Raw genomic sequence first — 25458 nt, forward strand, 5'->3', positions numbered from 1 at the left:
CCCTTGCCCATCTCGCCGGCGCGGGCCGCCTCGATGGTGGCGTTCAAGGCCAGAAGATTGGTCTGGCTGGCGATGTTGGTGATCAGGATCACCACTTCGCCGATCTTGGCCGCCGACTGCGAGAGCTCGATGATCTCCGTCTGGGTGCGTGCCGTCTCGTCCGCGGCGGTGGCGGCGATCTTGGCGGCGTGGGACACCTGCGAGCCGATCTCGCGGATCGAGGCGGTCATCTCCTCGGTGGAGGCGGCGACCGTCTGCACATTGTTGCTGGCTTCTTCGGCCGCGCCGCCCACGGCTTCCGCCTGACGGGAGGTCTCCTCGGCGGTGGAGGCGAGATTGCGGGCCGCTTCCGACACTTCGTTGGAGGACTGGGCGAAGGCGTTGGCGAGGGCGCCCATGCTGGCTTCGAACGTGCTGGCGATCTCCAGGCGCTCGTTGCGCACCTTCTCGGCGGAGCGCTGCTCCTGCAGGGCGGCCTCAGAGCGCAGGTGCTCGGCCTCGACCAAGCCGAGGCGGAAGGCTTCCACGCTCTTGGCGATGGTGCCCACCTCGTCCTTGCGATCGGTGCTCGGCACGGTGACCGTGAGCGCGCCGCCCTGGATCTGGGCGATCACCGCCAGGATGTCGTTGATCGGCTTGACGATGCCGAAGCGGGTCACGAGGGCCGCGATCACCAGCGCGGCAACCACGACGCAGCCCATGAGGATGTTGAGGAAGGTGACCGTGGACGCGGTTGATTTGTCGAGGTTGGTCAGAGCGGCCTTTGACTTTGTAACGCCTTCATCGATCAGTTTGGTCACGGCGTCGACCTGAGCGCGGAGGGCAGGGTCGCAATCCGCCACCATCATGCGGCCAGCCTTGATGATGTCATCAGGGGCCAGGGACTCTCGCGCCAGCTTGAGGGTTGGCGCGCAGGCGCCGCTAAGGACGGCACGCATGTCCACCCCAAGTTTGTCGATCTGCGCAGCTTGAGATGGCAGCATTGCCCGCGCCTCCTTGGCGCGGGTCTCGAATGCGGCGAGCGTCGAGGCGTAACGCTCTTCCGCGGCCTTGAGTTCGGTTTCGGTGGTGGCAACCGCGAGCTGGTAGATGGAGCGCTGGATGCCAACGGTCTGGCGGTTCACCCGGGCGAGCTGGAGATAGCCAGCCTCTTCCACCAGTGCGTCGTTGTAGGCGTCCGACACATCATTGATCTTACCGCCGGCGAAGAGGGTGCCGCCGAGGGCGCAGACACCCAGCATCAAGATCAGAATGCCGATCTTGAACATGATCGGAAGATTTTTGATCGACATGGCCGTGACCTTTCAACGTCAGGACGCCGCCGGTTCGGACGGGTCCGCAAGAAATGCATGACGTTGAAGGGCTTACCCCTCTTGCCCCGCCGCACTTACGGACAGTTGGGGAGGGATCTTGCGTGAGGCTGATGAGGGTGCAGGACGTGAAACATACAGCCTGCGGATAGTACGCCATTATGGAGCGGATGCGATCGGCTTGCCGCTGGAGGCCCATTCGGCCCAGGAGCCGTCATACAGTGCCAAAGGCATCTTGCCGATGCTCTCCAGTGCGACCCATAGGATGGCTGCGGAGACGCCGGACCCGCAGGTGGTCACCACCGGCCGATCAAGGTCCAAGCCGACGTCCAGCAAGGCGGCACGGACATTTTCGGGGGAGACCAGATGGCCATCCTTGACGATGCGGTTGAAGGGCAGGTTGAGGCTGCCGGGGATGTGCCCCGATGAAATGCCTGGGCGCGGCTCGGGCGCCGTTCCGGCGAAACGGTCCGCCGGCCGGGCATCCAGCACCTGGATGATCGACCCAGCAACCGCCGTTTCAACCTTGGCGATATCCGCCACAATGGAACGATCCAAGCGGGCAGAGAAGACCGCCGGAGCGCGGATCGCGGGGCCGCTTTCGGTGGGCCGGCCTTCCTCCACCCATTTCGGCATCCCGCCATCCAGAATCAGCACCTCGCGCACGCCGAAGGCCTTCAACGTCCACCACACCCGCGGGGCGGAAAACAGGCCCGAGCCGTCATAGACCACGACGCGCAGGCCATCGCCGATGCCCAGCGCGCCGACGGCGGCGGCGAAGGCGGTCGGGGTGGGGAGCATGTGCGGCAGCCCCGTCGAATCATCGGCAATGGCATCGATATCGAAGAAGACCGCGCCGGGGATGTGCCGCTCCAGGAACTCCGCCTTGCCGTTGCGCCCGCTGGGCGGCAGGTGCCACGACCCGTCGACAATCACCAGATCGGGTGCGGAGAGGTTGGCGGCGAGCCATTCGGTGGAGACGAAGGGGGAGGAGGCGGTCATTGCAGGGCTTTCGCGGTGTTGTCGGTCATTGCCGTCAGAGAAGGACGTTCGGGACCTCGACCTTGCGCTCCAGCCAGGCCGGAACCGGCAGGTCCTTGGAACGCAGGAACTCGGGGTTGAACAGCTTGGACTGGTAGCGGGTGCCGTAGTCGCAGAGAATGGTCACGATGGTGTGGCCCGGCCCGAGGTCCCGCGCAAGACGGATCGCGCCGGCAACATTAATGCCCGACGAGCCCCCCAGGCACAGGCCCTCGTGCTCCAGCAGGTCGAACACGATGGGGATGGCTTCCGCGTCAGGGATCTGGAACGCCGCGTCCACCGGCGCGTCTTCCAGATTGGCGGTGATGCGCCCCTGGCCGATGCCCTCAGTGATGGAACTGCCCTCCGCGTGCAGCACGCCGGTGGTGTAGAAGGAATAGAGCGACGCGCCCATGGGGTCGGCGAGGCCGATCTTGACCGCCGGATTGCGGTCCTTCAGCGCCAGCCCGACCCCGGCGAAGGTGCCCCCGGTGCCCACCGCGCACACGAAGCCGTCGACCTTGCCGTCGGTCTGGTCCCAGATCTCCGGGCCGGTGGTGGAGATATGCGCGTTCCGATTGGCCACATTGTCGAACTGGTTGGCCCAGATGGCGCCATGGGGCGCGGTCTTGGCGATCGCTTCGGCCAGACGGCCGGACACCTTCACGTAATTGTTGGGGTTGGAATAGGGCACAGCGGGCACCTCCACCAGGGTGGCGCCGGCGAGGCGGAGCATGTCCTTCTTTTCCTGGGACTGGGTCTCCGGGATCACGATCACCGTCTGGAAGCCGAACGGTGCCGCCACCAGCGCCAGGCCGATGCCGGTGTTGCCGGCGGTGCCTTCGACGATGACGCCGCCAGGCTCAAGCTGCTTCCTGGCGACGGCGTCCTGGATGATGCCCAGTGCCGCGCGATCCTTCACCGATTGGCCGGGGTTCATGAACTCGGCCTTACCCAGAATGGTGCAGCCGGTCAGCTCCGATGCCCGCTTGAGCTTGATCAGAGGCGTATGGCCGATGGAATGTACAAGCCCGTCGCGGAAATTCATGAGAACCACCTCAGCTATCTGGAGGCAGCCTACCGAACGGGCGAGAGGGCAGCAACCGCCGCCTCTGTGGTGTCCCGCCTCACCCGGCTGAGCGGATCTCCTTGCGGGTATGCTCGAACGCCCGCAGCGCCCGCTCACGGGCCGCGGCGTGATCGACGATCGGCCTGGGATAGTCCACGCCCAGGCGAATGCCGGCGTGGGCCAAGTCCAGGCTGGAGGCTTCCCAAGGCTTGTGAATCAAGCGGGCGGACAGGCGGGCGAGTTCCGGCACATAGGTGCGCACATAGCTGCCGTCGGGATCGAACTTCTCGCCCTGCAGCACAGGATTGAAGATACGGAAATACGGCGCCGCATCCGCCCCGGAGCCGGCCACCCATTGCCAGCTGGCCGGGTTGCTGGCGGGATCGGCATCCACCAGCGTGTCCCAGAACCAGTGCTCGCCGTCCTGCCAGTGGATCAGCAGGTGTTTGCACAGGAAGGAGGCCACCACCATGCGGACGCGATTGTGCATCCAGCCGGTGGTCCAGAGCTGGCGCATGCCCGCGTCCACGATGGGATAGCCGGTGCGACCGTGTTGCCAGGCCTTGAGATCACCGGAACATTCGCGCCAGGGAAAGGCGTCAAACGCCGATTGCAGGTTGCGGCGGGAGAGGTCCGGCATCGCATGGAGCAGATGGTAGGAGAACTCGCGCCAATAGACCTCGGCCTCGAACTTGCGCACGTCCCCCGCCGGCGCGTCGCCAGCCGCACCCGCAGAAGCAGCCGCGACGATGGCCTGACGGGGGGACAGCTCGCCAAACCGCAGGTGGGGGGACAGGCGGGACACGTGGGGCAGGTCCGGCCGATCGCGCTTGGTGCCGTAGCCGGCCAGGCCATCCTCCATGAACCCCTCAAGGCGCGCGCGGGCTGCGGGCTCGCCCGGGGTCCAAGCGGCACGCAAGCCGCCGGCCCAGTCCGGCGCGGTGGGTAGCAGATGCCAGGCGTCCAGCGCCTCGCTGGCCAAAGCGTGGGCGGCAGGGCGCAGCAGCGGCACCTGGAGCACGGCCAGCGCGGGACGATCGCGCACCGCCCCACGCATGAAGGCGGAGAAGGTGCGCGGCATCCCGCCGGCCACGGTCCGCACGCTGCCAGGCATATGCAGCAGATGGCCCAGGGTGGGACACACCTCGCGCCCGTCGGCCCGGAGCCGAGCCGTGACCGCCTCGTCCACCTTTGCGGCGGCGGCCTCGGTGCGGATATTGAACGCCACCAGCCCGCAGCCGGCCTGCCGGGCCACGTCGGGTACGATGCGGGCCGCCGGGCCGCGACGCAGCAGCAGGGGCACGCCATGGAGGCTCAATTCGTCCTGGAGCGCGCGCAGGGCGCCCGCCAGCCACCAGCGCGCGGCACCGCCGAGTGGACGCAGGCCGGGGCTGTCCTCGTCCAGCACATAGAGCGCCACCACGGGGCGCCCTTCGGCGGCGGCGGCACACAGGGCCGGGTTGTCCGCCAGGCGCAGGTCGTCACGGAACCAGACCAGGGCCGGGGAGATGGGGGAGGCTGGCTGGCGAGTCGCGGTCGAGGTTGGTGCGGTGGCCATGGCGTCATCCTCCGGCGGCACGATGTGGGATCGTGCAATGGATCTGCGACGCCCCGTGGGTGACGGGCCCGGTGGGGCGAGATCTGCGCGGGCTGACGTGCCTGCTCAGTGGCCGCGCCCCCACCTCAGATGCGGATATGGGCCGACGGAACCGTCATGTCCCTTGTACGCCCCACGCAGGGCAGGGGATCACTGGCCCGCGTTCACGCCCAACTGGCGAGGAAGGTCAGCACAGCCAGAATCATGACGACGCTCGCGAAGATCCAGTGCTTCGCGGTCCATTGATGCATCGTCACGGCGTGTCTCCCATGCGCGGTCGCAGGGCTGCGCGCCTACAACCCTGTCTCGTTCCGGCAAAGCATAGAGGGCCGCGGCCGGTGACAGAAGCGATTTTGCGCCGTCGTGGCGCCGCCCTCCGTGCCGTCTCCACGCACCGCGGGCGATCGGGCATGATCTCAACGTCAGAAACAAAAAATCCCCCAGGCGCGAAGCACCTGGAGGATCTTTTGAATGCGAAACGAGACAAGACCTAAGTCCATATCCCCCTTCGAATTTGGCTCCCCGGGCCGGATTCGAACCAGCGACCAACCGGTTAACAGCCGGTTGCTCTACCACTGAGCTACCGAGGAACGGGTGTTCAAACCCGAGGCCGGCGATATAGCAACCGTGTGCCGGCTTGTGAAGTCAAAGGCGCGCGATTTCTCACCCCATTTGTCCCAGAGCGGTGGATATCTTTCGAGAATCCAACGCCTGCAACGCTCAGGCGCTCAGGAGCGCCTGGCCTTCGATTTCGCCGCCATGCTCCGCTTCGGGCCCGTCCTTACGCTCGTGGGCGAATTGCACCTGATAGAAACCGTAATAGCGCCCGCGCCGAGCCATCAGCTCCTCGTGGCGGCCGCTCTCGGCGATCTGGCCGTGCTCGACGATGCAGATGCGGTCCGCGCGCACCACGGTCTGCAGGCGGTGGGCGATGACGATGGTGGTGCGGGTGCTCTGCAGTGCCTGCAGCGCCTTCTGCACTTCCGCTTCCGATTCACTGTCGAGCGCCGCGGTGGCCTCGTCCAGCAGCAGAATCGGCGAGTTTTTAAGGAAGGCGCGGGCGATGGCGATGCGCTGGCGCTGGCCGCCGGACAATTGCGCGCCGTGCTCGCCGACGGCGGTGTCGTAGCCATGCTCGAAGCTCATGATGAAGTCATGGGCATAAGCCGCCTTCGCCGCCGCGATGATCTCGTCCTCGCTGGCACCCTCGCGGCCGAAGCCGATGTTTTCCCGCACGCTGCCGGAGAACAGGTAGACGTCCTGGCTCACCAGGCTGGTCATGGCGCGGACCGAGCCGCGGTTGAAGCGGGTGATGTCCGCCCCATCAAGGCTGACCGTACCCGCGGTCGGGGTATAGAATCGCTCTATCAGGCTGATGATGGTGGTCTTGCCGCCACCCGAGGGGCCGACCAGGGCCGTGGTCTGGCCCGGCTCGGCGACGAAGTTCAGGCCCCGCAGCACCGGCTCGTTCTCGCGATAGCCGAACACCACATCCTCGAACACCACACGGCCAGGGCCCTTGGGCAGAGACGGCAGGTGGGCATCCTCGGTTTCCGGCGCCCGCATGTCGAGCAGCTCGAACAGCATGTTCGCGCCGATCACATGGGAGGCCAGCTCCACATGGAAGCGGGCGAGGCGCTTGGCCGGTTCATAGGCCAGCAGCAGGGCGGTCAGCACCGAGAAGAACTCGCCGGGGCTCTTGCCCACCACCATCACATTGTAGCCGGCATAGAGAATTACGCCGCCGATGGCGAATCCGCCCAGGGTTTCCATGAGCGGGCTGGACTTGGCCTGGGTGCGCACCAGCTTGTTGGCGGCACGCTCCACATCGTCCACATAGCTGTAGACCCGGCGTCGCATGATTTCTTCCAGGGTGTACGCCTTGACCGTGCGCATGCCCTGAATCACCTCCATGGAGGTGGACGACAGCTTGATGCCGCTGGCGAATTCCTTGCGGAAGATGTTCTTCGCCTTCTTGATGAGGTTGCGGGTTCCACCCACGGCCAACGGCATCAGCACCAAGGCGAACAGAGCCAGCGTCGGATCCTGGATCACCGCCACCGCAGCCAGCGAGATCAGCGAGAGCAGGTCGCGGCCGATGGAGGTGATGACCAGATTCAGCGTGTCGCGGGCGGAGTTGGCGCCTTGCTGCAGGCGCATGGTGATCTCGGCCGTATGCCGCGCGGCATAAAAGGAGACCTCCTGGCCGAGCAGATGGTCGAACACCTTCTTCTGATTGTCGGCGACGATGCGGTTGCCCACCTTCGACAACGCCACGGTCTGGCCATAGGCGGAAACGCCCTTGACGATGGACAGGCCCATGACACCCAGCGCCACGCCCCAGATGGCGGCGACGGTGGGGGTCACGAAGATGGAATTGACCGCGTCGCGCATCAGCCACGCCATGCCGGCGGTGGAGAAGGCCATCATCCCCATGAAGGCGAAAGCAGTCGCGTAGCCCCTCCAGTGCATCCGGCCGTCCGTAATGAACAGCCGTTGAACCACTCGAAGGCTCTCGTCTTTTTCGATGGTCGCACGCAGGCGCGCCAACGGTTTGAAGGTCATGAAAATCTCCGGGCGCGGGCCATGCGCCGATGCATCAACCGCCATCCCGGCGGCAAGTCAACGTCGCGGCACATTCTGTCGCGGCATCTCATCCCGCCCGGCCTATGGGTCTGGCGCGGGGAATAGCACGAGCCATCAGGGCTCGGAAAGCGGACGGCCATGCGGGAAGCGATTTCTGGCGGATGGCGCGTCGGCACTGGAGGCCACGCCCGGAATCGAACCGGGGTGCAAGGATTTGCAGTCCTCTGCGTAACCACTCCGCCACGTGGCCTCACCGAGCGGTTCCCTAAAGCACCGCGAGCCGGGGAGCAAGAGGCGAACGCGTATGCCGGCAAACTGTCCAACGGCATGTGAACGGGAGAGGCGGCGGCGCGTCTTGTTTTCGTTACCTTTGTACGGCACTCCAGGGCCGACTCCCAGCAAGGGAGATGTCCTGGAGAAAATGTCCATGTCCGTGCGCAAGTTCATTCTGACCGCCGCTTTTGCCTTGCTGCCCGGCATGGCACTGGCGGCCGGCCCGATTCTCGAATTCACCTTCGGCAATGTCACCGTTGCGGTGGCCAAGGTCTCTGCGGTGGATGCGGCTGCCCGTACGGTCACCCTGGTCGGTCCCGACGGTACGTGGTCGGCCATCAAGGTGGGGCCGGAGGTCAAGAATTTCCCGCAGATCCAGGCAGGCGACGAGGTGAAGCTGGCGGTGGAGCAGGTGACCAACATCCGCGTGGTGCACCCCAATGACGGCACGCCGGTTCCGGTGGAAGTGGTGACCGTGGACACCACCCCGCTGGGTGCCAAGCCCGGCGCCGTGGTCAGTGACCGCCGCGAATTCTCCGCCACCATCACCAAGATCGTGCCCGACACCCGCGCAATCACCTTGCAGGGCCCCGCTGGGAATTCTGTGACCTTCACCATGCCCGGCGACCAGGGCGATTTCAGCAAGCTGAAGTCCGGCGACCACATCATTTTCCGCCAGGTGACCTTCACGGGGCTGGCGGACCTGCGGGCCGACGCTCCCGCGAAGTAGCCGCGACGACGCCACATCGCCGCCTTGCAAAAACGGCGGCGGTGTGGCTCTTGAGCCCATATTGTGGCCCTGTCGGACCGGCCGGAGGATGAGATGATCGACTTCGTGGAGCTTCGCCGCGGCATGGTGGACAGTCAGGTCCGAGCCAATGACGTCACCGACCTGCGAATCGTTGCCGCCATGCTGGATATTCCGCGCGAACGGTTCGTGCCGGAGCATCTGCGGTCCCTGGCTTATATCGACGACGATCTGGTGATCCGCGCCGCCGCCAATGGTGCGCCCGCGCGATATCTCATCGAGCCCATGGTGCTCGCCAAGCTGCTTCAACTGGCCGACATTCCGCCGGACGCGCTGGTGCTGGATATCGGCGTCGGCACCGGCTATTCGGCCGCGGTCCTGGCGCGGCTGTGCCAGCAGGTGGTTGCCTTGGAGGATGATGGCGATCTTGTTGCGGCCGCCAATGCGGCATTGGCCGATCTTGCCATCACCAATGTGGCCGTGCTGAAGGGCGCGCTGACCGCGGGATGGGCGGGCGAGGCCCCCTATGATGTGATTCTGCTGAATGGCTCGGTGGATGTCGTGCCACAGGCGCTGTTCGCGCAACTCAAGGACGGCGGACGGCTCGTTTCGGTTGTGGGCCGTGGCGGGGCTGCCCGTGCGGCCGTGTTCACCAAGGTGGGCAGCGCGGTCAGCGAGCGCGTGGTGTTCAACGCTGCAATCCCGCCATTGCCGGGATTTGAGGCGGCACCCCAGTTTACCTTTTGACCACATCCATTTACCTTCTGACAACACCTGTGTCCGAACTGTCGCGGTAGCTCAAAAAAGCGTCGGTGGATCGAACCGGTTGGTTCCCTCTCCGAAGTCCGGTGGCTATGGTCCAGTTTAAATCCGCGCGTCTGGCTTCGTGTGGCGTCCTGCTTTGAGCGGAGCCGCGGTTCGGGAGATTTCGATGTCGCTTGCGACGAATATTGGCCGGCGCCTTTCTGTTTTGGCTACGGCGACGGCGCTGTCGGCGGTCCTGGCGTCGGGCGTTTCCGCCCAGACCCTGGATGCCGCCATGGCCCAGGCCTATGTGAACAACCCGTCCCTCAATTCCCAGCGTGCCGGCACCCGTGCCGTGGACGAGAACGTGCCGCAGGCACTGTCGGGCTATCGCCCCACTGTGTCTGCCGGTGCCAGTGTCGGGGGGCAGTACTCCCGGGCGACATCCTCGGGCGTAACCACGGACGGGACCCTGATGCCGCGGTCCGTGAACCTCACGGTCACGCAGACCATCTTCAACGGCCTGCTGACCGCGAGCACCACCCGCAAAGCCGAGTCGACCGTGAAGGGCTCGCGCGAGACCTTGCGCAATACCGAACAGACGGTGCTGCTGAACGCCGCCACCGCTTATATGAATGTGTTGCAGGCGATCGCCCTGCTGGATCTGCAGAAGCAGAACCTCGCGGCCCTGCAGCAGGAACTGCGCGCCACCCGCGACCGCTTCAATGTCGGTGAGGTGACCCGCACGGACGTGGCGCAGGCGGAGGCCCGCGTGGCCGACGCCAATTACCAAGTTGCCCAAGCCGTCGCCAATCTCTCGTCCGATCGGGCGGTCTACCGCCAGGTGATCGGCGTGGAGCCCGGCCAGCTGTCGCCGCCCCGGTCCATCGAATTCATGATCCCGCCCACCGTGGACCGCGCGGTCGCGCAAGGGCTGGCCCAGCACCCGGCGATCCAGGCCTCCAAGTTTGCCGTGGATGCGGCCATGTTCCAGGTGAAGATGTCGGAGGCGGGCCTAGCCCCCAATCTGAGCCTTCAGGGGCAATTGGCCCAGGGCTACGACCAGAGCAACGCGGTGGATAGCGCCAGTTCTGCCGGCGTCTCGCTGAACCTGACGGTTCCGATCTATCAGGGCGGTGCCGAATATTCCGCCATTCGGCAGGCCAAGGAATATCTGTCGCAGGCGCGCATCGAGGTGGATGTGAACCGCGATACCATCCGCGCCAACACCGTGCAGTATTGGGGCGCGCTTGAGGCTGCCAAGGTGCAGATCCAGTCGGCGCAGGCCTCCGTGGCTGCAAATACGCTGGCGCTTGAGGGCGTTCGCGAGGAATGGCGCGTCGGGCAACGCACGACCACCGACGTGCTGAATGCGCAGACGGACCTTACCAATGCGAAATCAGCGCTGGTGACTGCCCAGCGGGATCGTGTGGTGGCCGCCTACTCGCTGATCTCCACCATCGGCAAGCTCGATGCCGTGTCGCTGGCCCTGAAGGTTCCGGTCTATGACGCCCGCGTTCACTATGAACAGGTGCGTGATGCCTGGGCGGGAACCCGTACCCCGGATGGGAAATAATCACGGGACGGCGGCCGAACGCTGTTGTAGCGGCTCGGTGCGATGACATACTTCGAGCGATAGGTGGCGATTCTGGCGTCCATACTGAAACTCGGCGTTGCGCGCGGGTTGAAGGACGTCTTCGGCCGAGGGCGAGACATGTCCGCACATCCAAAGCCGCAAGAGCCTTCCATGGAAGAGATCCTGGCTTCCATCCGACGCATCATCGCCGACGACGATCAGGCGCCGGTCCGGCGCCCGGTGGCGCGGCGTGAGGATGGGCTGCCTGATGCACGGCGCCCGGAGGCGCCTCGCGCAGAGGCGTCTCGGCCTGCCGCACCGCGGCCGGAAACTGGCCGCGCGCCCGCAGACGAGCATCGCACGGAACGGGCGCCGGCGGATCGGGCGCGTCTCGAGGCCGACCGCGGGTTTGCGCCGCGCATGGACCCCGTGCGCACCGATGGCGGTGGCGGGGATGGTTCGCGCAATGACGCGCCGCGCCCGGTGACGGCACGGCCGGCTGAGGCGCCGCGGTCGGATCCGATGCGCGTGGAGCCGATGCGCGTCGAGCCCCAGCGTCCAGCTCCCCCGCGCCTTGATCCAGTGCGTGTCGAAATGGCCCCGCGGGCCGAACCACCGCGGGCGGAGGCGATGCGTCATGAGCCGCCGCGCGCCGAGGTGCCCCATCTGGATCGTCCGCGCCACGACGCCATCCGTCATGGCGCTGTGGTGCCGGACGCGTCACGCTTGGCGGCTCGGACGGAGGCAGCGCCTGCCGAGACCGCACATCCCGAGATGAGCCGGTCCGAGCCTGGGCGGGTCGAGCCGACGCATCGACAGGTCGCCCGACCTGAGGATGGCGCGTCTGAGGACGTGGCTTCCCGTCCGGTGCGGTTTGATCCGGTCCGTCCCGACGCCGCCCCGATGGCAGCAGAGCGTCCGGTTGCGGAGCCGCGGCGCCAGTTTGGCGAGCGACGCCCCTTCGCGGACGATGCCGCAGCGTTCGGAGACTTTTATCAGAGCGAAGGCTCCGCAGCGCTTGCCCACGAGCCGTCGGTGAGAGGCGGTGTATCCGCGTCAGCGGCTGCGGAACCTCAGCGGCCGACGGCCCGGGTCGCATTGGATGCCCGCCCGGCGCGTCCGGTGGCGTCGCCCGAACCCCGGCGCAAGGACCTGCTGTCGCCGGCGGTAGATGCCGCCGTCATGGCCGCGTTCGAGTCGCTGGGTGATGTCTCACTGGGCCAGGCCTCCCTGCCGCAGCAGGGGCGCACGGTGGAGGATCTCATCAAGGAGATCCTGCGGCCGATGTTGAAGACTTGGCTGGATGACCACCTGCCCGACATCGTCGAGCGCTTGGTCCGTGCGGAAATCGAGCGCGTCGCCCGCACCGGCCGCTGAGGCCGCTTCGGGCGTGTGCACCCGGCCGATCGGCCCTCGCACATCTTCGCCGCCATTGAGGCGCAAGAGGTCTCCGGCCTGTGATCGCGGCTGGATCGAGGCCTTCACGCCACCAGGCGCCATCTCTTGGTTTGGATGTGTCGTCTTTTCCCGCCACTGGCCGTCTCCGGAAGCGCCGGATCGTGATGGCGCGCGTCGCCCGTTGACGTGAGGGGCGTTGAGCGGCTTTAACGCGCACTCCGGGCCATCGGCGCTTTCGGCCCCTCGGGCCGCGGTGGTGGCCCCGCGCTATTCATGGGGACGGAGGATGGGCGCTGGTGCGCTCCCGGCCGGCCCATTGGTTTCTTCCTGAGGGACGCCCGCCGTCCGCGGAGCTGACATATGCTCGACAAGGTCTTCGACCCCGCCGCCGTTGAGGCCCGCATCTCCGCCGCCTGGGAAGAGGCCGGCGCCTTCCGCTGCGGCCGGCCCGAGCGCGTGGATGCCCCTGGTTTCTCCATCGTCATTCCGCCGCCGAACGTCACCGGCTCGCTGCACATGGGCCATGCGCTCAATAATACGCTTCAGGACATCCTGGCGCGGTTCGAGCGCATGCGCGGCAAGGACGTGTTGTGGCAGCCCGGCACCGACCATGCGGGCATTGCCACCCAGATGGTGGTGGAGCGCCAGTTGCTGGAGCGCAAGGAGCCCGGCCGCCGCGATATGGGCCGCGCCGCCTTTGTCGAGCGCATCTGGGCCTGGAAGGCGGAATCCGGCGGCACCATCGTCAATCAGCTCAAGCGCCTGGGGGCGTCCTGCGACTGGTCGCGCGAGCGCTTCACCATGGACGAGGGCCTGTCCCGCGCGGTGCTGAAGGTGTTCGTGGATCTGCACCGCAAGGGGCTGATCTACAAGGACAAGCGTCTGGTCAACTGGGACCCGAAGCTGCTCACCGCCATCTCCGATCTGGAAGTCCAGCCGGTGGAGATGAAGGGCAATTTGTGGCATCTGCGCTACCCGGTCGAGGGCGAGCCCGGCCGCTTCATCACCGTCGCCACCACCCGGCCCGAGACCATGCTGGGCGATACGGCGGTGGCCGTGCATCCCGACGATGAGCGCTATACGGATCTGGTGGGCAAGTTCGTCGTGCTGCCGTTGCTGGGCCGGCGCATCCCCATCGTGGCAGATACCTATTCCGATCCCGAGAAGGGCTCCGGCGCGGTGAAAATCACCCCGGCGCACGATTTCAACGATTTCGAGGTGGGCCGTCGGCATCACCTGCCGATGATCAATGTGTTGGATGCGGAAGCGCGCATCGTGGCGGACGACATTCGCTCGGACTATGAGGCCCGCCGCGAGGCCTATGTGGACGACCCGGATTTCGGCGGCGTGCTCAGCCACCTTGCCGGCATGGATCGCTTCGCGGCCCGCAAGCACATCGTCGAACTGCTCACCAATCTGGAACTGGTGGAGAAGATCGAGCCGCACGCGCACACGGTGCCCCATGGCGACCGCTCCGGCGTGGTGATCGAGCCCTGGCTCACCGACCAGTGGTATGTGGACGCCAAGACCCTGGCGCAGCCGGCCCTGGCCGCTGTGCGCGAGGGCAAGACCAGTTTCGTGCCCAAGAATTGGGAGAAGACCTATTTCGAGTGGCTGGAAAATATCCAGCCCTGGTGCGTCTCCCGCCAGCTCTGGTGGGGGCACCAGATCCCGGCTTGGTATGACCCGTTCGGCAATGTGTTCGTTGAACTGGATGCGGATGCGGCGTTCGAGGCGGCCCTGGCCAAGAATGTGGCGGCCGAAAACCTGACGCCCGATGAGGCGCAGGCGCTGATCGACGATGCGGACAAGCGCGCGGAATTCCTCACCCGCGACGAGGACGTGCTCGACACCTGGTTCTCGTCGGCTCTCTGGCCGTTCTCCACCATGGGGTGGCCGGACGAGACCGCCGAACTGAAGAAGTTCTACCCGACTTCCGTTCTCGTGACCGGCTTCGACATCATCTTCTTCTGGGTGGCCCGGATGATGATGATGGGCCTCCATTTCATGGAGGAGATCCCGTTCAAGGATGTCTACATCCATGCCCTCGTCCGGGACGAGAAGGGCGCCAAGATGTCGAAGTCCAAGGGCAACGTCATCGATCCCCTGGACCTGATCGACCAATATGGCGCCGATGCGCTGCGCTTCACGCTGGCGGCGATGGCGGCGCAGGGACGCGACATCAAGCTCGCCACCTCGCGGGTGGAAGGCTATCGCAACTTCGCCACCAAGCTCTGGAATGCCACCCGCTTCGCCGAGATGAACGGGTGTTCGCGGGTGGCCGGTTTCGACCCCATGACGGTCGATGGCACGCTCAATCGCTGGATCCTCGGCGAAGCCACCCGCGCCACCAACGAGGTCACGGCAGCCATCGAGGCCTATCGCTTCAATGAGGCAGCCGGTGCCGTCTATCGCTTCCTGTGGAATGTGTTCTGCGACTGGCACCTGGAACTGGCCAAGCCGGTGCTGACCGGCGCCGACGGCCCCGCCAAGGACGAGACCCGGGCCACCACCGCCTTCGTGCTCGATGTGGCTTTGCGGCTGCTGCACCCCTTCATGCCCTTCCTCACCGAGGAATTGTGGGCGCGCACCGGGGAGCAGGGCCCGGCCCGTGAGGGGCTGCTGGCGCTCGACCAGTGGCCGGTGCTGTCCCTGGAAGCCCCCGACGCCGAGGCGGAGGTCGGCTGGGTTCTGGATCTGGTCACCGAGATCCGCTCGGTGCGGGCGGAGATGAATGTTCCGGCCGCAGCGCAGGTGCCGCTGGTGCTCGTGGGCGTCAGCGCGGAGACCAGCGCCCGTGCCACCGCCTGGGAGGATGCCATCCGCCGGCTGGCGCGCCTCTCCGACCTCGGGTTCGCGGCTGATGTGCCGGCCGAGAGCGTGCAGATGGTCATCCGCGGCGAGGTGGCCGCGCTGCCGCTAGCGGGCGTGGTGGATCTGAAGGGCGAACTGGAGCGGCTGCGCAAGGAAGTGGCCAAGCTCGACCAGGAGGTCGGGCGGATCGACGGCAAGCTCGGGAATGAGAGCTTCGTCGCCCGTGCGCCGGAGGAGGTGGTCGAGGCGGAACGTGAGAAGCGTGCCGAGTATCTGGCCCGCAAAGACAAGGTGGTTTTGGCCATTAACCAATTGTCGCGCGGGGCTTGACCAGTCCTCTGGGCGCTAGGGGGCCGTGTGACAGCAAAGCCACACCGGCTTTCTTATAATGACTCTGGGGAGCTTGAGCCCCCAGACGCCGCGAAGCCGCCACAAAACGCCACGAAACCGAGTGGGGTAACGGCGGTCGCGTAGCTCGGGAAATGTTCCCCTCCGCCGGTCCCGAGGTGGGTTTCTGGATGCAAGGGTGCAGGACCGATTGTGGTCTTCAAGGATGGGCAATGGAGCCCCGCCGCCAAGGAGAAGCCTTGACGCGGCCTTGGGTCGGCCGTGATGTCGCCCGCACCCCATGGCACCTTGTGTCCATCATGAGATTGAACACCGCCATCATCGGACGACGTCACCTGCGGGTGGGCTTGGCACGCCCCGCTGCAATTGCGGCGGTGATGGGCTTGGCTTTACTGGTCGTGACGGGACTGCCCGCGCAGGCATTCGATGGCAACGCGCAAGGGGGCACATCGGCCGCCCTGACGCCGCCCGCCAGCCTGCCGTTGCCCCCCGGCGCGCGCCCGGTGGATGAGGCGTTCCGCTCCGGCACCCAGGCGCTACGCTCCGGCCAGACGGCCAAGGGGGTCGATGCGCTGCGCTATGCCGCGGACCAGGGCCATCCGGCCGCGCAATGGAAGCTGGGACGCATGTATGCGGACGGCGACGGCGTGAAACGCGACGATGCCAAGGCCTTCGAATATTTCAGCCGCATCGCCAATCTGCATGCGGAAGACTATCCCGGAACCGCGCAGGCGCGGTTTGCCGCCAGCGCCTTCGTGGCGCTGGGAACCTATTATCTGGCCGGCATCCCCAATACGGCGGTGCGCCGCGACCCCAACCGGGCGCGGGACATGTTCTCCTATGCAGCGTCCTATTTCGGCGATCCCGATGCCCAATTCCGGCTGGGCAAGATGTATCTGGACGGCGTCGGCACCCAGCGTGACCCCCGCCAGGGCGCCCGCTGGCTGATCCTCTCCGCGCAGAAGGGGCAGTATGAGGCCCAGGCGCTGCTGGGCCATCTGCTGTTCCGCGGCGACGACGGCATTCCTCGGCAGGGTGCGCGGGGCCTGATGTGGCTGACCTTGGCGCGCGACGGCGCCGCCGCGCCGGACGACAAATGGGTGGTGGACCTCTATGAGGACGCCTTTTCCGAGGCGACGCCGGACGAGCGGGCGCTGGCACTCCAGTATCTCGAACAATGGCTGAAGAGCGCGCAGCGCTGACGGCGCCGCGCCCCGGTCGTTTCCTCCGACACCTTCAAGCCGCGACGCGCAGGTCCACCCACACGGGCACATGGTCCGAGGGGCGTTCCCAGGCGCGCACGTGCTTGTCGATTCCCGCACCGATCAGTTTGTCCGCCGCCTGGGGCGACAGCAGCAGATGGTCGATACGGATACCGAAATCCCGCTGCCAGGCGCCGGCCTGATAATCCCAGAAGGTGAACAGCTTGTGCGAGTCGGATGTGGCGCGGATCGCGTCCGTCAGGCCAAGATGGATCAGATCCCGATAGGTGGCGCGGGTGCGCGGCAGATAGAGTGCATCCTGCACCCAGGCGGCCGGATCTGAGGCATCGGCGGGGCCGGGGATGACATTGAAGTCGCCCGCCAGCACCAGCGGCTCCTCAAGGGCCAGACGCGCGGCGGTGAAGGCCTTCAGCCGGGCCATGAAGCCCATCTTGTAGTCGTATTTCTCGGTCTGGGGCGGGTTGCCATTGGGCAGATAGATGCAGCACACCCGCATCACGCCACCCTTGACCGAGACCACGGCCTCAATGAACCGGGCCTGTACGTCGCCGTCATCGCCGGCGAGGCCCAGGGTAACGTCCTCCAGCGGCAGTTTGGACAGCACCGCGACGCCGTTGAAGGTCTTCTGGCCCAGCACCGCCACATTGTAGCCCAGCGCCTCGAACGGCTCGCGGGGGAACACATCGGTCTGGCACTTGATCTCCTGCAGGCAGACCACGTCCGGCTGGGCGTCCTTCAGCCAGGCCAGCACATGGTCGAGCCGAAGGCGGACGGAATTGACGTTCCAGGTGGCGATACGCATGGGCACTCCTTCGCGGCGGGAAGGATAGGGTGGGACGGCCCGGCTTTGAACCGGCTTGGTGAAAAATACCCGGTCCATGGCAGGGCGTGGAAATCCTGGGCCCGAGGATCCAAGCCCCGCGGGGGCCGCGCGGCGTTCGCAATCTCGTGATCCCGGCTTGCTCGCGCGGCCAAACGGTGGCATTGCCAGGGCAAGCCAGCCTGGAGATCGGCAACCACAGCATGACGTTCGCTTCGATAGAATTTTTATTCTATTTCCTGCCGCTCTTCCTGATCTTGTATTTTGCGGCAAAAGAGCTGAAGACGCGAAACGTCATTCTGATCGTTTTTTCGATCGTCTTTTATTCTGTGGGCTACACGCCGCATCTGATTCTTCTGCTCGCATCGATCTACGCCAACTATCGCCTCGCTTTGGCCATCGACCAGAGAGAAGGGGCCGCCCGCCAGCGGGTTCTCATCCTTGGCGTGGTGGGAAATGCGCTGCTCCTGGCCGTGTTCAAATATACCGGCTTCATTCTCCAGAACGTCAACGTCCTGCTGGAACCGTTGCATGCGCAGATTCCCGTTCCGGCCATTTCACTGCCGCTGGGGATCTCGTTCTATTCGTTTCACGCCATTTCCTATCTGGCCGACATCTACAAGCGGCGGGTGCATGCCAACCGCAGCCTGATGGAATTCACGCTCTACATGTGCATGTTCCCGCAGCTCGTGGCGGGGCCGATCGTGCGCTATTCCAGCGTGGCGCGGCAATTGGGAGAGCGGCGGACCACCTGGGGGCGGTTCTCCGCCGGTGCCCGGCTGTTCGTCATTGGCCTCGCCTGGAAGGTGCTGATCGCTGATGAGGTGGCCCGGCTGGCGGACTCGGTGTTCGATGCCACCACCAATCCCACCGTGCTGGAAGCCTGGGCGGGACTCTACGCTTATACCATCCAGATCTATTTCGATTTCGGCGGCTATTCCGCCATGGCAGTGGGACTGGGCGTGATGGTGGGCTTCACCCTGCCGCGCAATTTCCGCCTGCCCTATGCCGCACTCAGCATCACCGATTTCTGGCGGCGCTGGCATATGAGTCTGTCGTCCTGGCTGCGGGACTATGTCTACATCACGATGGGCGGCAATAGGAAAGGCCCGGCGCGCACCTATGCCAATCTCTGGGCGGTCTTCCTTTTGTGCGGGCTCTGGCATGGGGCGAGCTGGAATTTCGTGATCTGGGGCGCCCACCATGGCGCGTTCCTGGTGCTGGAGCGGGCCGGGCTGGGCCGGGTGCTCAAGCGCCTGCCGGCGGCGGTGTCGCATCTCTACACCGTGCTGGTGGTCATGCTGGGCTGGGTCTGGTTCCGCGCCGAGACGGTGCCCGAAGCCATCGACATGTTCGAAGGGCTTGTGGGCGTGAACGGCCTATCGGGCCAGTCCACCGCATTCGGGTTTGGCCTTCACCCGCTGAGCATCACGGCGCTGGTCGTCGGCGGCCTGATCGGCTTTTGGCGCTGGCCACGGCCCAAGGTGCTGAGCGGGGAGGGACTTCTCGCCGCCAGCGCGGATTATGCCATGGTGGGCGTGCTGATGCTGTTCTGCGTCCTGTGGGTGGGTGGCGGGACCGGTACGCCGTTCCTGTATTATCGGTTCTGACATGCCGCTGCTCTCCCGCCATCGCCGCTATCTCGGGCTCCTGTTCGTCGGCATCCTCGCGGTGCTGCTGCTCGGCAATATCGTGCCGGACCCGCTGGGGCGTGGCATTTGGCGCACCAAGGGCAGCGCGCCGGCCAATGTCTGGCAGCAGATCACCGGCACGCTGCAATCGGCCGGGCTCTATCTCCAGGATAATTTCGGCTTCCGCGCCAGTCTGCCGATTCTGCGGCGGGATCTGCGCGAGGCGCTTGGCTCGCCCAATGATCGCAACATCTATGTGGGCCGCACCGGGCGCCTGCTGTGGGGGCGGGAGAATACGCCGGAGCAATCCTCCGGCGCTCTGGTCAGGGCTCACGCCGTCGAGCGCTTCGTGGAGATGGCGGAGATCCTCCAGCGCGAACTGAAGCCGCTGGGAACGAAAGTGGTGGTGGCGATACCGCCCAATACCCAGTCGGTGGATCTCGACGCTTTGCCGGCGTGGCAGAAGGACTTCCAGCCCCGGCCGACGGAATATGATCTCATGCTGGCCGGACTGAAGGCGGGCGGGATCACCACCGTGGATCTGCGCGCTGTGCTGAAGGCGGCGCCGTTCGACGGGCCGCGCTATCTGCGGACCGATTCCCATTGGACCAACGCCAGCTCGGTCTATGCGTTCAACGCCACCATGGTGGCCGCCGGGCATCCGGACTGGCAGATCAACCCTGCCGACGTTCTCGGCCCGCTGGCGCCCACGCCCGGTGGCGATCTGACCAAGACCATGCGCATGCCGCCGGATATGCCCGACGCCAATTATGGGCTGCGGTTCAGCCCCACCGCGCCGGCAGAGACGCGCTCACCCGCATTGAAGCTCACCCACGAGCACCCCACCTTCCAGCCCTATGTGCAGCATTATGCCGACAGCGGGCCGCGCGTGCTGGTGATCGGCGACAGCTTCACCGCGCATATCTGGACGCAGTTCTTCGCCTTCACCCCGGTGGGGGAGGCTGCCTGGATGCACTTCAGCCGCCGCACGTTGGGCCATTGCGGATTCGATGTGGCCGACATCAAGGCCTACAAGCCCGATCTGGTCATCCTGGCGCGCACGGAGCGTTTCTTTCCCTGCCTTGGTGGGGCGTGGCCGTACAATCTGCCGAAACAGTGACGGGGCCGGGGCATTGCGCCGGCCCCGTTCGCTCAGAGCGCGAAGCTGGTGCCGCAGCCGCAGGAGGCGGTGGCATGGGGATTGTCGATCTTGAACGCCGAGCCGATGAGGTCGTCGACAAAATCAATCCGCGATCCGGAGAGGTAATCGAGCGACACCTTGTCCACCACCACGGTGGCGCCGTCCCGTTCGATGACGGTATCGTCATCACCCCGCTCGCGCGTCACGTCGAAGCGATATTGAAAGCCGGAGCACCCGCCGCCTTCCACGCTCACCCGCAGAACGCTCTCAGGAGCTTCCGTGGCTAGAATTTCAGATATGCGGCGTGCCGCGTTGGCGGTCACGACCACGGTTTCTTGATTGGGTTCCATGGCCTGCTTTCAGCGCCTTTCGGCGGTTGATCGGTTCGTCATTGGATAGTTAAGTGCGCGCGCCGCCAAGTCAACGCCGCCGGGTCGCCGGGCGGTCGGGATAATCATGCGGAAACGGGAGGGCGGATGGCGGTTTCTGGTGCACGGTCGAGGGTGTTGTGGGCCAGCGATCCGGTCTGGACCCGTGGGCGACTGGTGTCGGAGCCGGAAGGCTCCCGCAGCGCGTTCCGCCGGGATTGCGACCGGATCATCCATTCGACCGGCTTCCGCCGCCTCAAGCACAAGACCCAGGTCTTCGTGTTTCATGAGGGCGACCACTATCGCACCCGCCTCACCCATACGCTCGAAGTGGCCCAGATCGCCCGGTCCATCGCCCGGGCGCTGGGGCTGGACGAGGACCTGTCCGAGGCGCTGGCTCTGGCCCATGACCTTGGCCATCCCCCCTTCGCCCATGCCGGCGAGCGGGCGCTGGATGCCTGCATGGCGGCATTCGGCGGCTTCGACCACAATGCCCAATCGCTGCGCGTGGTCACCCGGCTGGAGCGCCGCTATGCGGCGTTCGACGGGCTGAACCTCACCTGGGAGACCCTGGAGGGCATCGCCAAGCACAATGGCCCGCTGACGGATCGCGACGGCGCGGTGCTGCATGGCCGGGGCGGCGGGCTGCCCCATGCCATTGTCGCCCATTCGGCTGTGCAGGACCTGGAGTTATGGAGCCATGCGGGCGCCGAGGCCCAGGTGGCCGCGATCTCCGACGACATCGCCTATGACGTCCATGATCTCGACGACGGCCTGCGCGCCCGCCTGTTCACCCTGGACGAACTGCGAGACCTGCCCCTGGTTGGTGACGTCCTTTCCGAGGTGCGGGCATTGTGGCCCGATTTGGAGGAGGGCCGCATCATTCATGAAGTGATGCGGCGACTGATCACCCGGCTGGTGGAGGATGTGGTGCGCGAGAGCGAACTGCGCGCCCATGCGGCGGCAGTGCGGTCCAGCTATGAGGTCCGGATGCTGGGCCACCCCCTGGTGGCTTTTTCCCCTGCCATGCGCACAGCGGAAGCGGCGGTGAAGGGGTTCCTGTTCCCGCATATGTATCGGCACCCGCGGGTCAACCGGATCATGGATGACGCCCAGGGCGTGATCCGGGATCTGTTCGGGCATTTCCTGGCGAACCCACGGGACATGCCCAGCGATTGGCACCTGAGCGACCCCGAGCCGGCCCGGCTGGCGCGGCGCGTCACCGACTATATCGCCGGCATGACCGACCGCTATGCGCTCGACCAGCATGCCCGTTTTTTTGACACGACGCCGGAATTGCGTTAGGCGCCGGTGCCCTCATCACATCGGATTGAGCCATGAACGTCTACGCGATCTTCGCCGATCACGTGCGAGATGCCGTTGCCGCCCTCGCCAGCGAGCAGGGTGCGGCAGGCACCCTCGATCTCACGCGCATCGTGGTGGAGCCGCCGCGCGACGCCAGCCACGGCGATCTTGCCACCAATGCCGCCATGGTGCTGGCCAAGGATCTGGGCCTCAAGCCGCGCGATCTGGCCGAGCGCATCGCCGCCAAGCTGGCGGCGATCCCGCAGGTGGTGAAGGTGGACGTGGCCGGTCCCGGCTTCATCAATCTGACCCTGGATCCGGCCTTCTGGCCGCTGGTGCTGGGCGCCGTGTTGCGCGCCGGGCCGGACTTCGGCCGCTCCACCGTTGGCGGCAATGAAGCTGTGAACGTGGAATATGTCTCCGCCAATCCCACCGGCCCCATGCATGTGGGCCATTGCCGTGGCGCGGTGTTCGGCGATGCCATGGCCAGCCTGCTGGCGTTCGCCGGCTACAAGGTGACGCGCGAATATTACATCAACGACGCCGGCGCCCAGGTGGACGTGCTCGGGCGCTCGGTGTTCCTGCGCTATCGCGAGGCGGTGACGGGGCAGGCGGCGGAAATCCCCGATGGCCTCTATCCCGGCGACTATCTGGTCCCGGTCGGCCAGGAACTGGCGCAGATCCACGGCTCGGCCTTCCTGGAGGCGCCGGAATCCGAATGGCTGCCGGTGTTCCGCAGTTTTGCCATCGGCGCCATGATGGTGATGATCCGCGAGGATCTGGCGGCACTGGGCATTTCGTTCGACGTATTCTTCTCCGAGCGCTCGCTCACGGTCGGCCCCGACCGCGTCGGCCTGACCATCGAGCAGTTGCGCCGGACCGGCGAGGTCTATCAGGGCCGGCTGGCGCCGCCCAAGGGCGCGCCCATCGAGGATTGGGAAGATCGCGAGCAGACCTTGTTCCGCACCACCGCGTTCGGCGACGACGTGGACCGGCCGTTGGTCAAGTCCGACGGCGGCTACACCTATTTCGCCGGCGACATCGCCTACCATAAGGACAAGTTCGACCGCGGCTTCCGGCGCATGATCGATGTCTGGGGCGCCGACCACGGCGGCTATGTGAAGCGCATGCAGGCCGCAGTGAAGGCGGTCTCCGCCGGTCAGGCCACGCTGGACGTGGAACTGTGCCAGTTGGTCCGGCTGTTCCGCCACGGCGAGCCGGTGCGCATGTCCAAGCGCGCAGGCTCGTTCGTGACCCTGCGTGAAGTGGTGGACGAAGTGGGCCGTGATGCGGTGCGCTTCATGATGCTGTTCCGCAAGAATGATGCGCCACTGGATTTCGATCTCGCCAAGGTGATCGAGCAGTCACGGGAAAATCCGGTGTTCTACGTGCAGTATGCGCACGCCCGGGCACAATCCATCCTACGCAATGCAAAAGAACAATATGCCGATCTCCCGGATGAATGCAGCTTCTATGCCCATGCGCCGCTCGGCCGGTTGGATGACGAGGGCGAGCTGTCACTGGTGAAGCGCCTCTCCGGCTGGCCGCGCCTGGTGGAGCAAGCCGCCACAGCACGGGAACCGCACCGGGTGGCATTTTATTTGCATGACGTAGCGAGCGATTTTCACGGCCAATGGAACCGCGGAAAAGACTTGCCACATTTACGCTTCATTATGGAGAATGATCGAGAATTGACCATGGCTCGACTGGCTTTGGTCCATGGCGTGGCCGCGGTCCTCGCCTCAGGCCTCGGCTTGCTGGGCGTTGAGGCCGTCGATGAAATGAAGTGACCGTCTCGTCTCGAACTCCGCTGCCGGTTGGCGCGGAGGTTTTCGGCGATCTGGGCGGCTAACGGGCACGATCGAGGCGACATGGGCGACGAAAGCAGGTTCCGCTACCGGCGCGACGAGAATTCCGCCAGCGATGGCCGCTTGCCGCGCGCGGAGCGCCCGGCTGCGCCTGCGCCGCGGGGCGAGGCCAGCGGGAGCCGCGCCGACGATGCGCTGGCCGAACTCGCCCGGTTGATTGGCGATGAAGACCCGTTTGCGGACTTTGGCGATCTGACCAAGCCCGAACCAGAGCCGGTGCGGGCACGTCCCCGCGCTGAACCCGCGCCGATGCCGAAGTTCGCGGCGCCGCCGGTGGAACGCCGGTTCGATGACTGGCAGCCCGGTCGTCGCGGGCTGCGTGAGCCCCCGGCGGGCACACCGGCCCCCCAGGCGCCGGCGCCCGTTCCTGCGGACGATTGGAGCGACCCGAGCCGTGGAAATGTCCGCTCTGGCTATGGATCGCTGTCGCGCAAAGCCGAGCCCGAACCTGAATATGATTATGACGAGCCGCAGGTGCCGGCCCGCCAAACCACGGCCTATGGGTCGACAGCCCCGGCGGCAGGTCAGGCCCAGCCGCAGGCGCGGGGCCAGGCCCATGCGGACGACGATGCCGCTTATGCCTATGGCGCGCAGCGGGACCAGTATGAGGATTATGACGACGCCTACGATCCGGCCTATACGGACGACGGCTACATGCCGCCCCATGACGACGATCTCTATGATCCAGAGCCCGCGCGTCGCAAGAACCGCCTGATTCTGCTGCTGGTTGCCTGCGTGCTCGGCCTGGTGGTCGCGGGTGTCGCCGGTGTGTTTGCCTATCGCATGGCGACGGGGACGGACTCGACGCAGAGCGCGGGCGCTCAGCCGCCCGTGATCAAAGCCGGGTCCACTCCGGTTAAGACCGCAGGTCCCACACCTGGCGCGCCGGCGTCCGATGGCCAGAAGCTGATCTACGATCGGGTGGGGGGCGCCCAGCCTGGCAATGAACGGGTCGTGCCCCGCGAGGAGCAGCCCGTGGACGTGAATGCCGCTGCCGCGGCCAATCAAGCGGCGAATGCACCGGGCACCACCGAGCCCAAGAAGGTGAAGACGCTGACGGTGCGTGCGGACGGCACGGTGGTGACCCCGCAGGCGGCCCCCGCCGCCGCGCCGGCTCGTCCGGCCGGTGTGGCGCCGGTAGCTTATGCCCCGAACCAGAACCCGCTGCCGGTGGCGGCGCCGACGCCGACCCCGGTGAGCACCGTTCCCGCCACCCCGACCGCACCGGCTGGTGTCACGGCCGCAGTGACCCCGCCGCCGGCGGCGGCGCCGGCTGGAGCGGGTGCCTATGTGGTGCAGGTGTCGTCGCAGAAGTCGGAGACCGATGCGCTCGGCTCCTGGAAGGTGCTGCAATCACGGTTCCCGCAATTGCTGGGCAGCTACAAGGCCACGGTGAAGAAGGCGGATCTGGGCGATCGTGGTATCTACTACCGGGCGCAGGTGGGGCCGTTCACGACCCGTGAGCAGGCGAACGACCTGTGCAACAGCCTGCGCGCCCAAGGCGGCGACTGCCTGGTGCAGAAGAACTGAGCCTGCGCCGCGGAACGCGCGGCGACGGCGGAGACAATGAAAAGGGGCGCCCCATGGGGGCGCCCCTTTTTGTTTCCATTGCTCTGGCC

Annotated in this window: 18 protein-coding genes and 2 tRNA genes; 11 read left to right on the top strand and 9 right to left on the bottom strand. The window is 66.0% G+C overall.

The annotated features are described in order from the left end of the window. The 7 genes from AAG816_RS13335 to AAG816_RS13365 form a co-directional block, all read right to left on the bottom strand. On the bottom strand, window positions 1-1292 hold a 1292-nt coding region (locus AAG816_RS13335; RefSeq protein WP_341990134.1), incomplete at its 3' end, for a HAMP domain-containing methyl-accepting chemotaxis protein. Between the two features lie 177 nt (window positions 1293-1469). Further along, window positions 1470-2312 (bottom strand): 3-mercaptopyruvate sulfurtransferase, encoded by an 843-nt coding sequence (sseA, locus tag AAG816_RS13340; protein WP_341990135.1) that lies wholly within the window; start codon window positions 2310-2312, stop codon window positions 1470-1472. Window positions 2313-2346: 34 nt separating this feature from the next. After that, a complete protein-coding gene (locus tag AAG816_RS13345) occupies window positions 2347-3378 on the bottom strand; it encodes a cysteine synthase A (protein WP_341990136.1) in 1032 nt (343 codons plus the stop codon). A gap of 79 nt (window positions 3379-3457) precedes the next feature. Further along, the gene (locus AAG816_RS13350; protein ID WP_341990137.1) at window positions 3458-4957 is read right to left on the bottom strand and encodes a deoxyribodipyrimidine photo-lyase; all 1500 of its coding nucleotides are present in this window, start codon (window positions 4955-4957) and stop codon (window positions 3458-3460) included. A 554-nt stretch (window positions 4958-5511) separates the two neighbouring features. Then, a tRNA-Asn gene (locus AAG816_RS13355) sits at window positions 5512-5586 on the bottom strand. 130 nt (window positions 5587-5716) lie between these two features. Next, window positions 5717-7561 (bottom strand): ABC transporter ATP-binding protein, encoded by a 1845-nt coding sequence (locus AAG816_RS13360; protein WP_341990138.1) that lies wholly within the window; start codon window positions 7559-7561, stop codon window positions 5717-5719. Between the two features lie 197 nt (window positions 7562-7758). Then, window positions 7759-7832: transfer RNA gene (locus tag AAG816_RS13365), tRNA-Cys, on the bottom strand. Window positions 7833-8009: 177 nt separating this feature from the next. Between AAG816_RS13365 and AAG816_RS13370 the strand changes: the two genes are divergently transcribed. The 6 genes from AAG816_RS13370 to AAG816_RS13395 all read left to right on the top strand — a co-directional run bounded on the left by AAG816_RS13370 (window position 8010) and on the right by AAG816_RS13395 (window position 16685). Continuing rightward, window positions 8010-8585, top strand: a complete 576-nt coding sequence (locus AAG816_RS13370; RefSeq protein WP_341990140.1) for a hypothetical protein — start codon at window positions 8010-8012, stop codon at window positions 8583-8585. A gap of 93 nt (window positions 8586-8678) precedes the next feature. Beyond that, window positions 8679-9350 carry a protein-L-isoaspartate O-methyltransferase gene (locus AAG816_RS13375; RefSeq protein ID WP_341990141.1) on the top strand — a complete coding sequence of 224 codons (672 nt, stop codon included), beginning with the start codon at window positions 8679-8681 and terminating at the stop codon, window positions 9348-9350. Window positions 9351-9534: 184 nt separating this feature from the next. Then, complete coding sequence (locus tag AAG816_RS13380; protein WP_341990142.1) at window positions 9535-10923, top strand: TolC family outer membrane protein; 1389 nt, start codon at window positions 9535-9537, stop codon at window positions 10921-10923. Window positions 10924-11094: 171 nt separating this feature from the next. Beyond that, window positions 11095-12300 carry a DUF2497 domain-containing protein gene (locus AAG816_RS13385; RefSeq protein ID WP_341990143.1) on the top strand — a complete coding sequence of 402 codons (1206 nt, stop codon included), beginning with the start codon at window positions 11095-11097 and terminating at the stop codon, window positions 12298-12300. A 381-nt stretch (window positions 12301-12681) separates the two neighbouring features. After that, window positions 12682-15465, top strand: coding sequence for a valine--tRNA ligase (locus tag AAG816_RS13390; protein WP_341990144.1), 2784 nt, complete (start codon window positions 12682-12684; stop codon window positions 15463-15465). A 317-nt stretch (window positions 15466-15782) separates the two neighbouring features. After that, on the top strand, window positions 15783-16685 hold the full coding sequence (locus AAG816_RS13395; protein WP_341990145.1) for a tetratricopeptide repeat protein: 903 nt from the start codon (window positions 15783-15785) through the stop codon (window positions 16683-16685). Window positions 16686-16719: 34 nt separating this feature from the next. Here the strand turns inward: AAG816_RS13395 and xth are convergent, their stop codons facing one another. Further along, window positions 16720-17508 (bottom strand): exodeoxyribonuclease III, encoded by a 789-nt coding sequence (gene xth, locus AAG816_RS13400; protein ID WP_341990146.1) that lies wholly within the window; start codon window positions 17506-17508, stop codon window positions 16720-16722. Between the two features lie 221 nt (window positions 17509-17729). Between xth and AAG816_RS13405 the strand changes: the two genes are divergently transcribed. Both AAG816_RS13405 and AAG816_RS13410 read left to right on the top strand, forming a co-directional pair. Beyond that, window positions 17730-19136 (top strand): MBOAT family protein, encoded by a 1407-nt coding sequence (locus tag AAG816_RS13405; protein ID WP_341990147.1) that lies wholly within the window; start codon window positions 17730-17732, stop codon window positions 19134-19136. Window position 19137: 1 nt separating this feature from the next. After that, a complete protein-coding gene (locus AAG816_RS13410) occupies window positions 19138-20277 on the top strand; it encodes a hypothetical protein (RefSeq protein ID WP_341990148.1) in 1140 nt (379 codons plus the stop codon). 32 nt (window positions 20278-20309) lie between these two features. Here the strand turns inward: AAG816_RS13410 and erpA are convergent, their stop codons facing one another. Continuing rightward, complete coding sequence (gene erpA, locus AAG816_RS13415; RefSeq protein WP_341990149.1) at window positions 20310-20648, bottom strand: iron-sulfur cluster insertion protein ErpA; 339 nt, start codon at window positions 20646-20648, stop codon at window positions 20310-20312. 126 nt (window positions 20649-20774) lie between these two features. Between erpA and AAG816_RS13420 the strand changes: the two genes are divergently transcribed. From AAG816_RS13420 to AAG816_RS13430, 3 genes are all read left to right on the top strand, one after another. After that, window positions 20775-21971 carry a deoxyguanosinetriphosphate triphosphohydrolase gene (locus AAG816_RS13420; protein WP_341990150.1) on the top strand — a complete coding sequence of 399 codons (1197 nt, stop codon included), beginning with the start codon at window positions 20775-20777 and terminating at the stop codon, window positions 21969-21971. 32 nt (window positions 21972-22003) lie between these two features. Then, window positions 22004-23761 (top strand): arginine--tRNA ligase, encoded by a 1758-nt coding sequence (gene argS, locus AAG816_RS13425; RefSeq protein WP_341990151.1) that lies wholly within the window; start codon window positions 22004-22006, stop codon window positions 23759-23761. Between the two features lie 81 nt (window positions 23762-23842). Then, window positions 23843-25369: an SPOR domain-containing protein gene (locus AAG816_RS13430; protein ID WP_341990152.1), complete on the top strand. Its 1527-nt coding sequence runs from the start codon at window positions 23843-23845 to the stop codon at window positions 25367-25369. The last annotated feature ends 89 nt before the right edge of the window (window positions 25370-25458 follow it).

Source organism: Azorhizobium sp. AG788 (assembly GCF_943371865.1).
In the GTDB taxonomy this organism is placed as follows: Bacteria; Pseudomonadota; Alphaproteobacteria; order Rhizobiales; family Xanthobacteraceae; genus Azorhizobium.

Excerpts from the sequence above, each read along its gene's own strand:
- AAG816_RS13370 (WP_341990140.1), top strand. The coding sequence starts at position 8,010 with ATGTCCGTGCGCAAGTTCATTCTGACCGCCGCTTTTGCCTTGCTGCCC.
- AAG816_RS13350 (WP_341990137.1), bottom strand. The coding sequence starts at position 4,957 with ATGGCCACCGCACCAACCTCGACCGCGACTCGCCAGCCAGCCTCCCCC.
- argS (WP_341990151.1), top strand. The coding sequence starts at position 22,004 with ATGAACGTCTACGCGATCTTCGCCGATCACGTGCGAGATGCCGTTGCC.
- xth (WP_341990146.1), bottom strand. The coding sequence starts at position 17,508 with ATGCGTATCGCCACCTGGAACGTCAATTCCGTCCGCCTTCGGCTCGAC.
- AAG816_RS13360 (WP_341990138.1), bottom strand. The coding sequence starts at position 7,561 with ATGACCTTCAAACCGTTGGCGCGCCTGCGTGCGACCATCGAAAAAGAC.
- AAG816_RS13430 (WP_341990152.1), top strand. The coding sequence starts at position 23,843 with ATGGGCGACGAAAGCAGGTTCCGCTACCGGCGCGACGAGAATTCCGCC.
- AAG816_RS13345 (WP_341990136.1), bottom strand. The coding sequence starts at position 3,378 with ATGAATTTCCGCGACGGGCTTGTACATTCCATCGGCCATACGCCTCTG.
- AAG816_RS13390 (WP_341990144.1), top strand. The coding sequence starts at position 12,682 with ATGCTCGACAAGGTCTTCGACCCCGCCGCCGTTGAGGCCCGCATCTCC.
- erpA (WP_341990149.1), bottom strand. The coding sequence starts at position 20,648 with ATGGAACCCAATCAAGAAACCGTGGTCGTGACCGCCAACGCGGCACGC.
- AAG816_RS13420 (WP_341990150.1), top strand. The coding sequence starts at position 20,775 with ATGGCGGTTTCTGGTGCACGGTCGAGGGTGTTGTGGGCCAGCGATCCG.
- AAG816_RS13385 (WP_341990143.1), top strand. The coding sequence starts at position 11,095 with ATGGAAGAGATCCTGGCTTCCATCCGACGCATCATCGCCGACGACGAT.
- sseA (WP_341990135.1), bottom strand. The coding sequence starts at position 2,312 with ATGACCGCCTCCTCCCCCTTCGTCTCCACCGAATGGCTCGCCGCCAAC.
- AAG816_RS13375 (WP_341990141.1), top strand. The coding sequence starts at position 8,679 with ATGATCGACTTCGTGGAGCTTCGCCGCGGCATGGTGGACAGTCAGGTC.
- AAG816_RS13395 (WP_341990145.1), top strand. The coding sequence starts at position 15,783 with ATGAGATTGAACACCGCCATCATCGGACGACGTCACCTGCGGGTGGGC.
- AAG816_RS13380 (WP_341990142.1), top strand. The coding sequence starts at position 9,535 with ATGTCGCTTGCGACGAATATTGGCCGGCGCCTTTCTGTTTTGGCTACG.
- AAG816_RS13405 (WP_341990147.1), top strand. The coding sequence starts at position 17,730 with ATGACGTTCGCTTCGATAGAATTTTTATTCTATTTCCTGCCGCTCTTC.
- AAG816_RS13410 (WP_341990148.1), top strand. The coding sequence starts at position 19,138 with ATGCCGCTGCTCTCCCGCCATCGCCGCTATCTCGGGCTCCTGTTCGTC.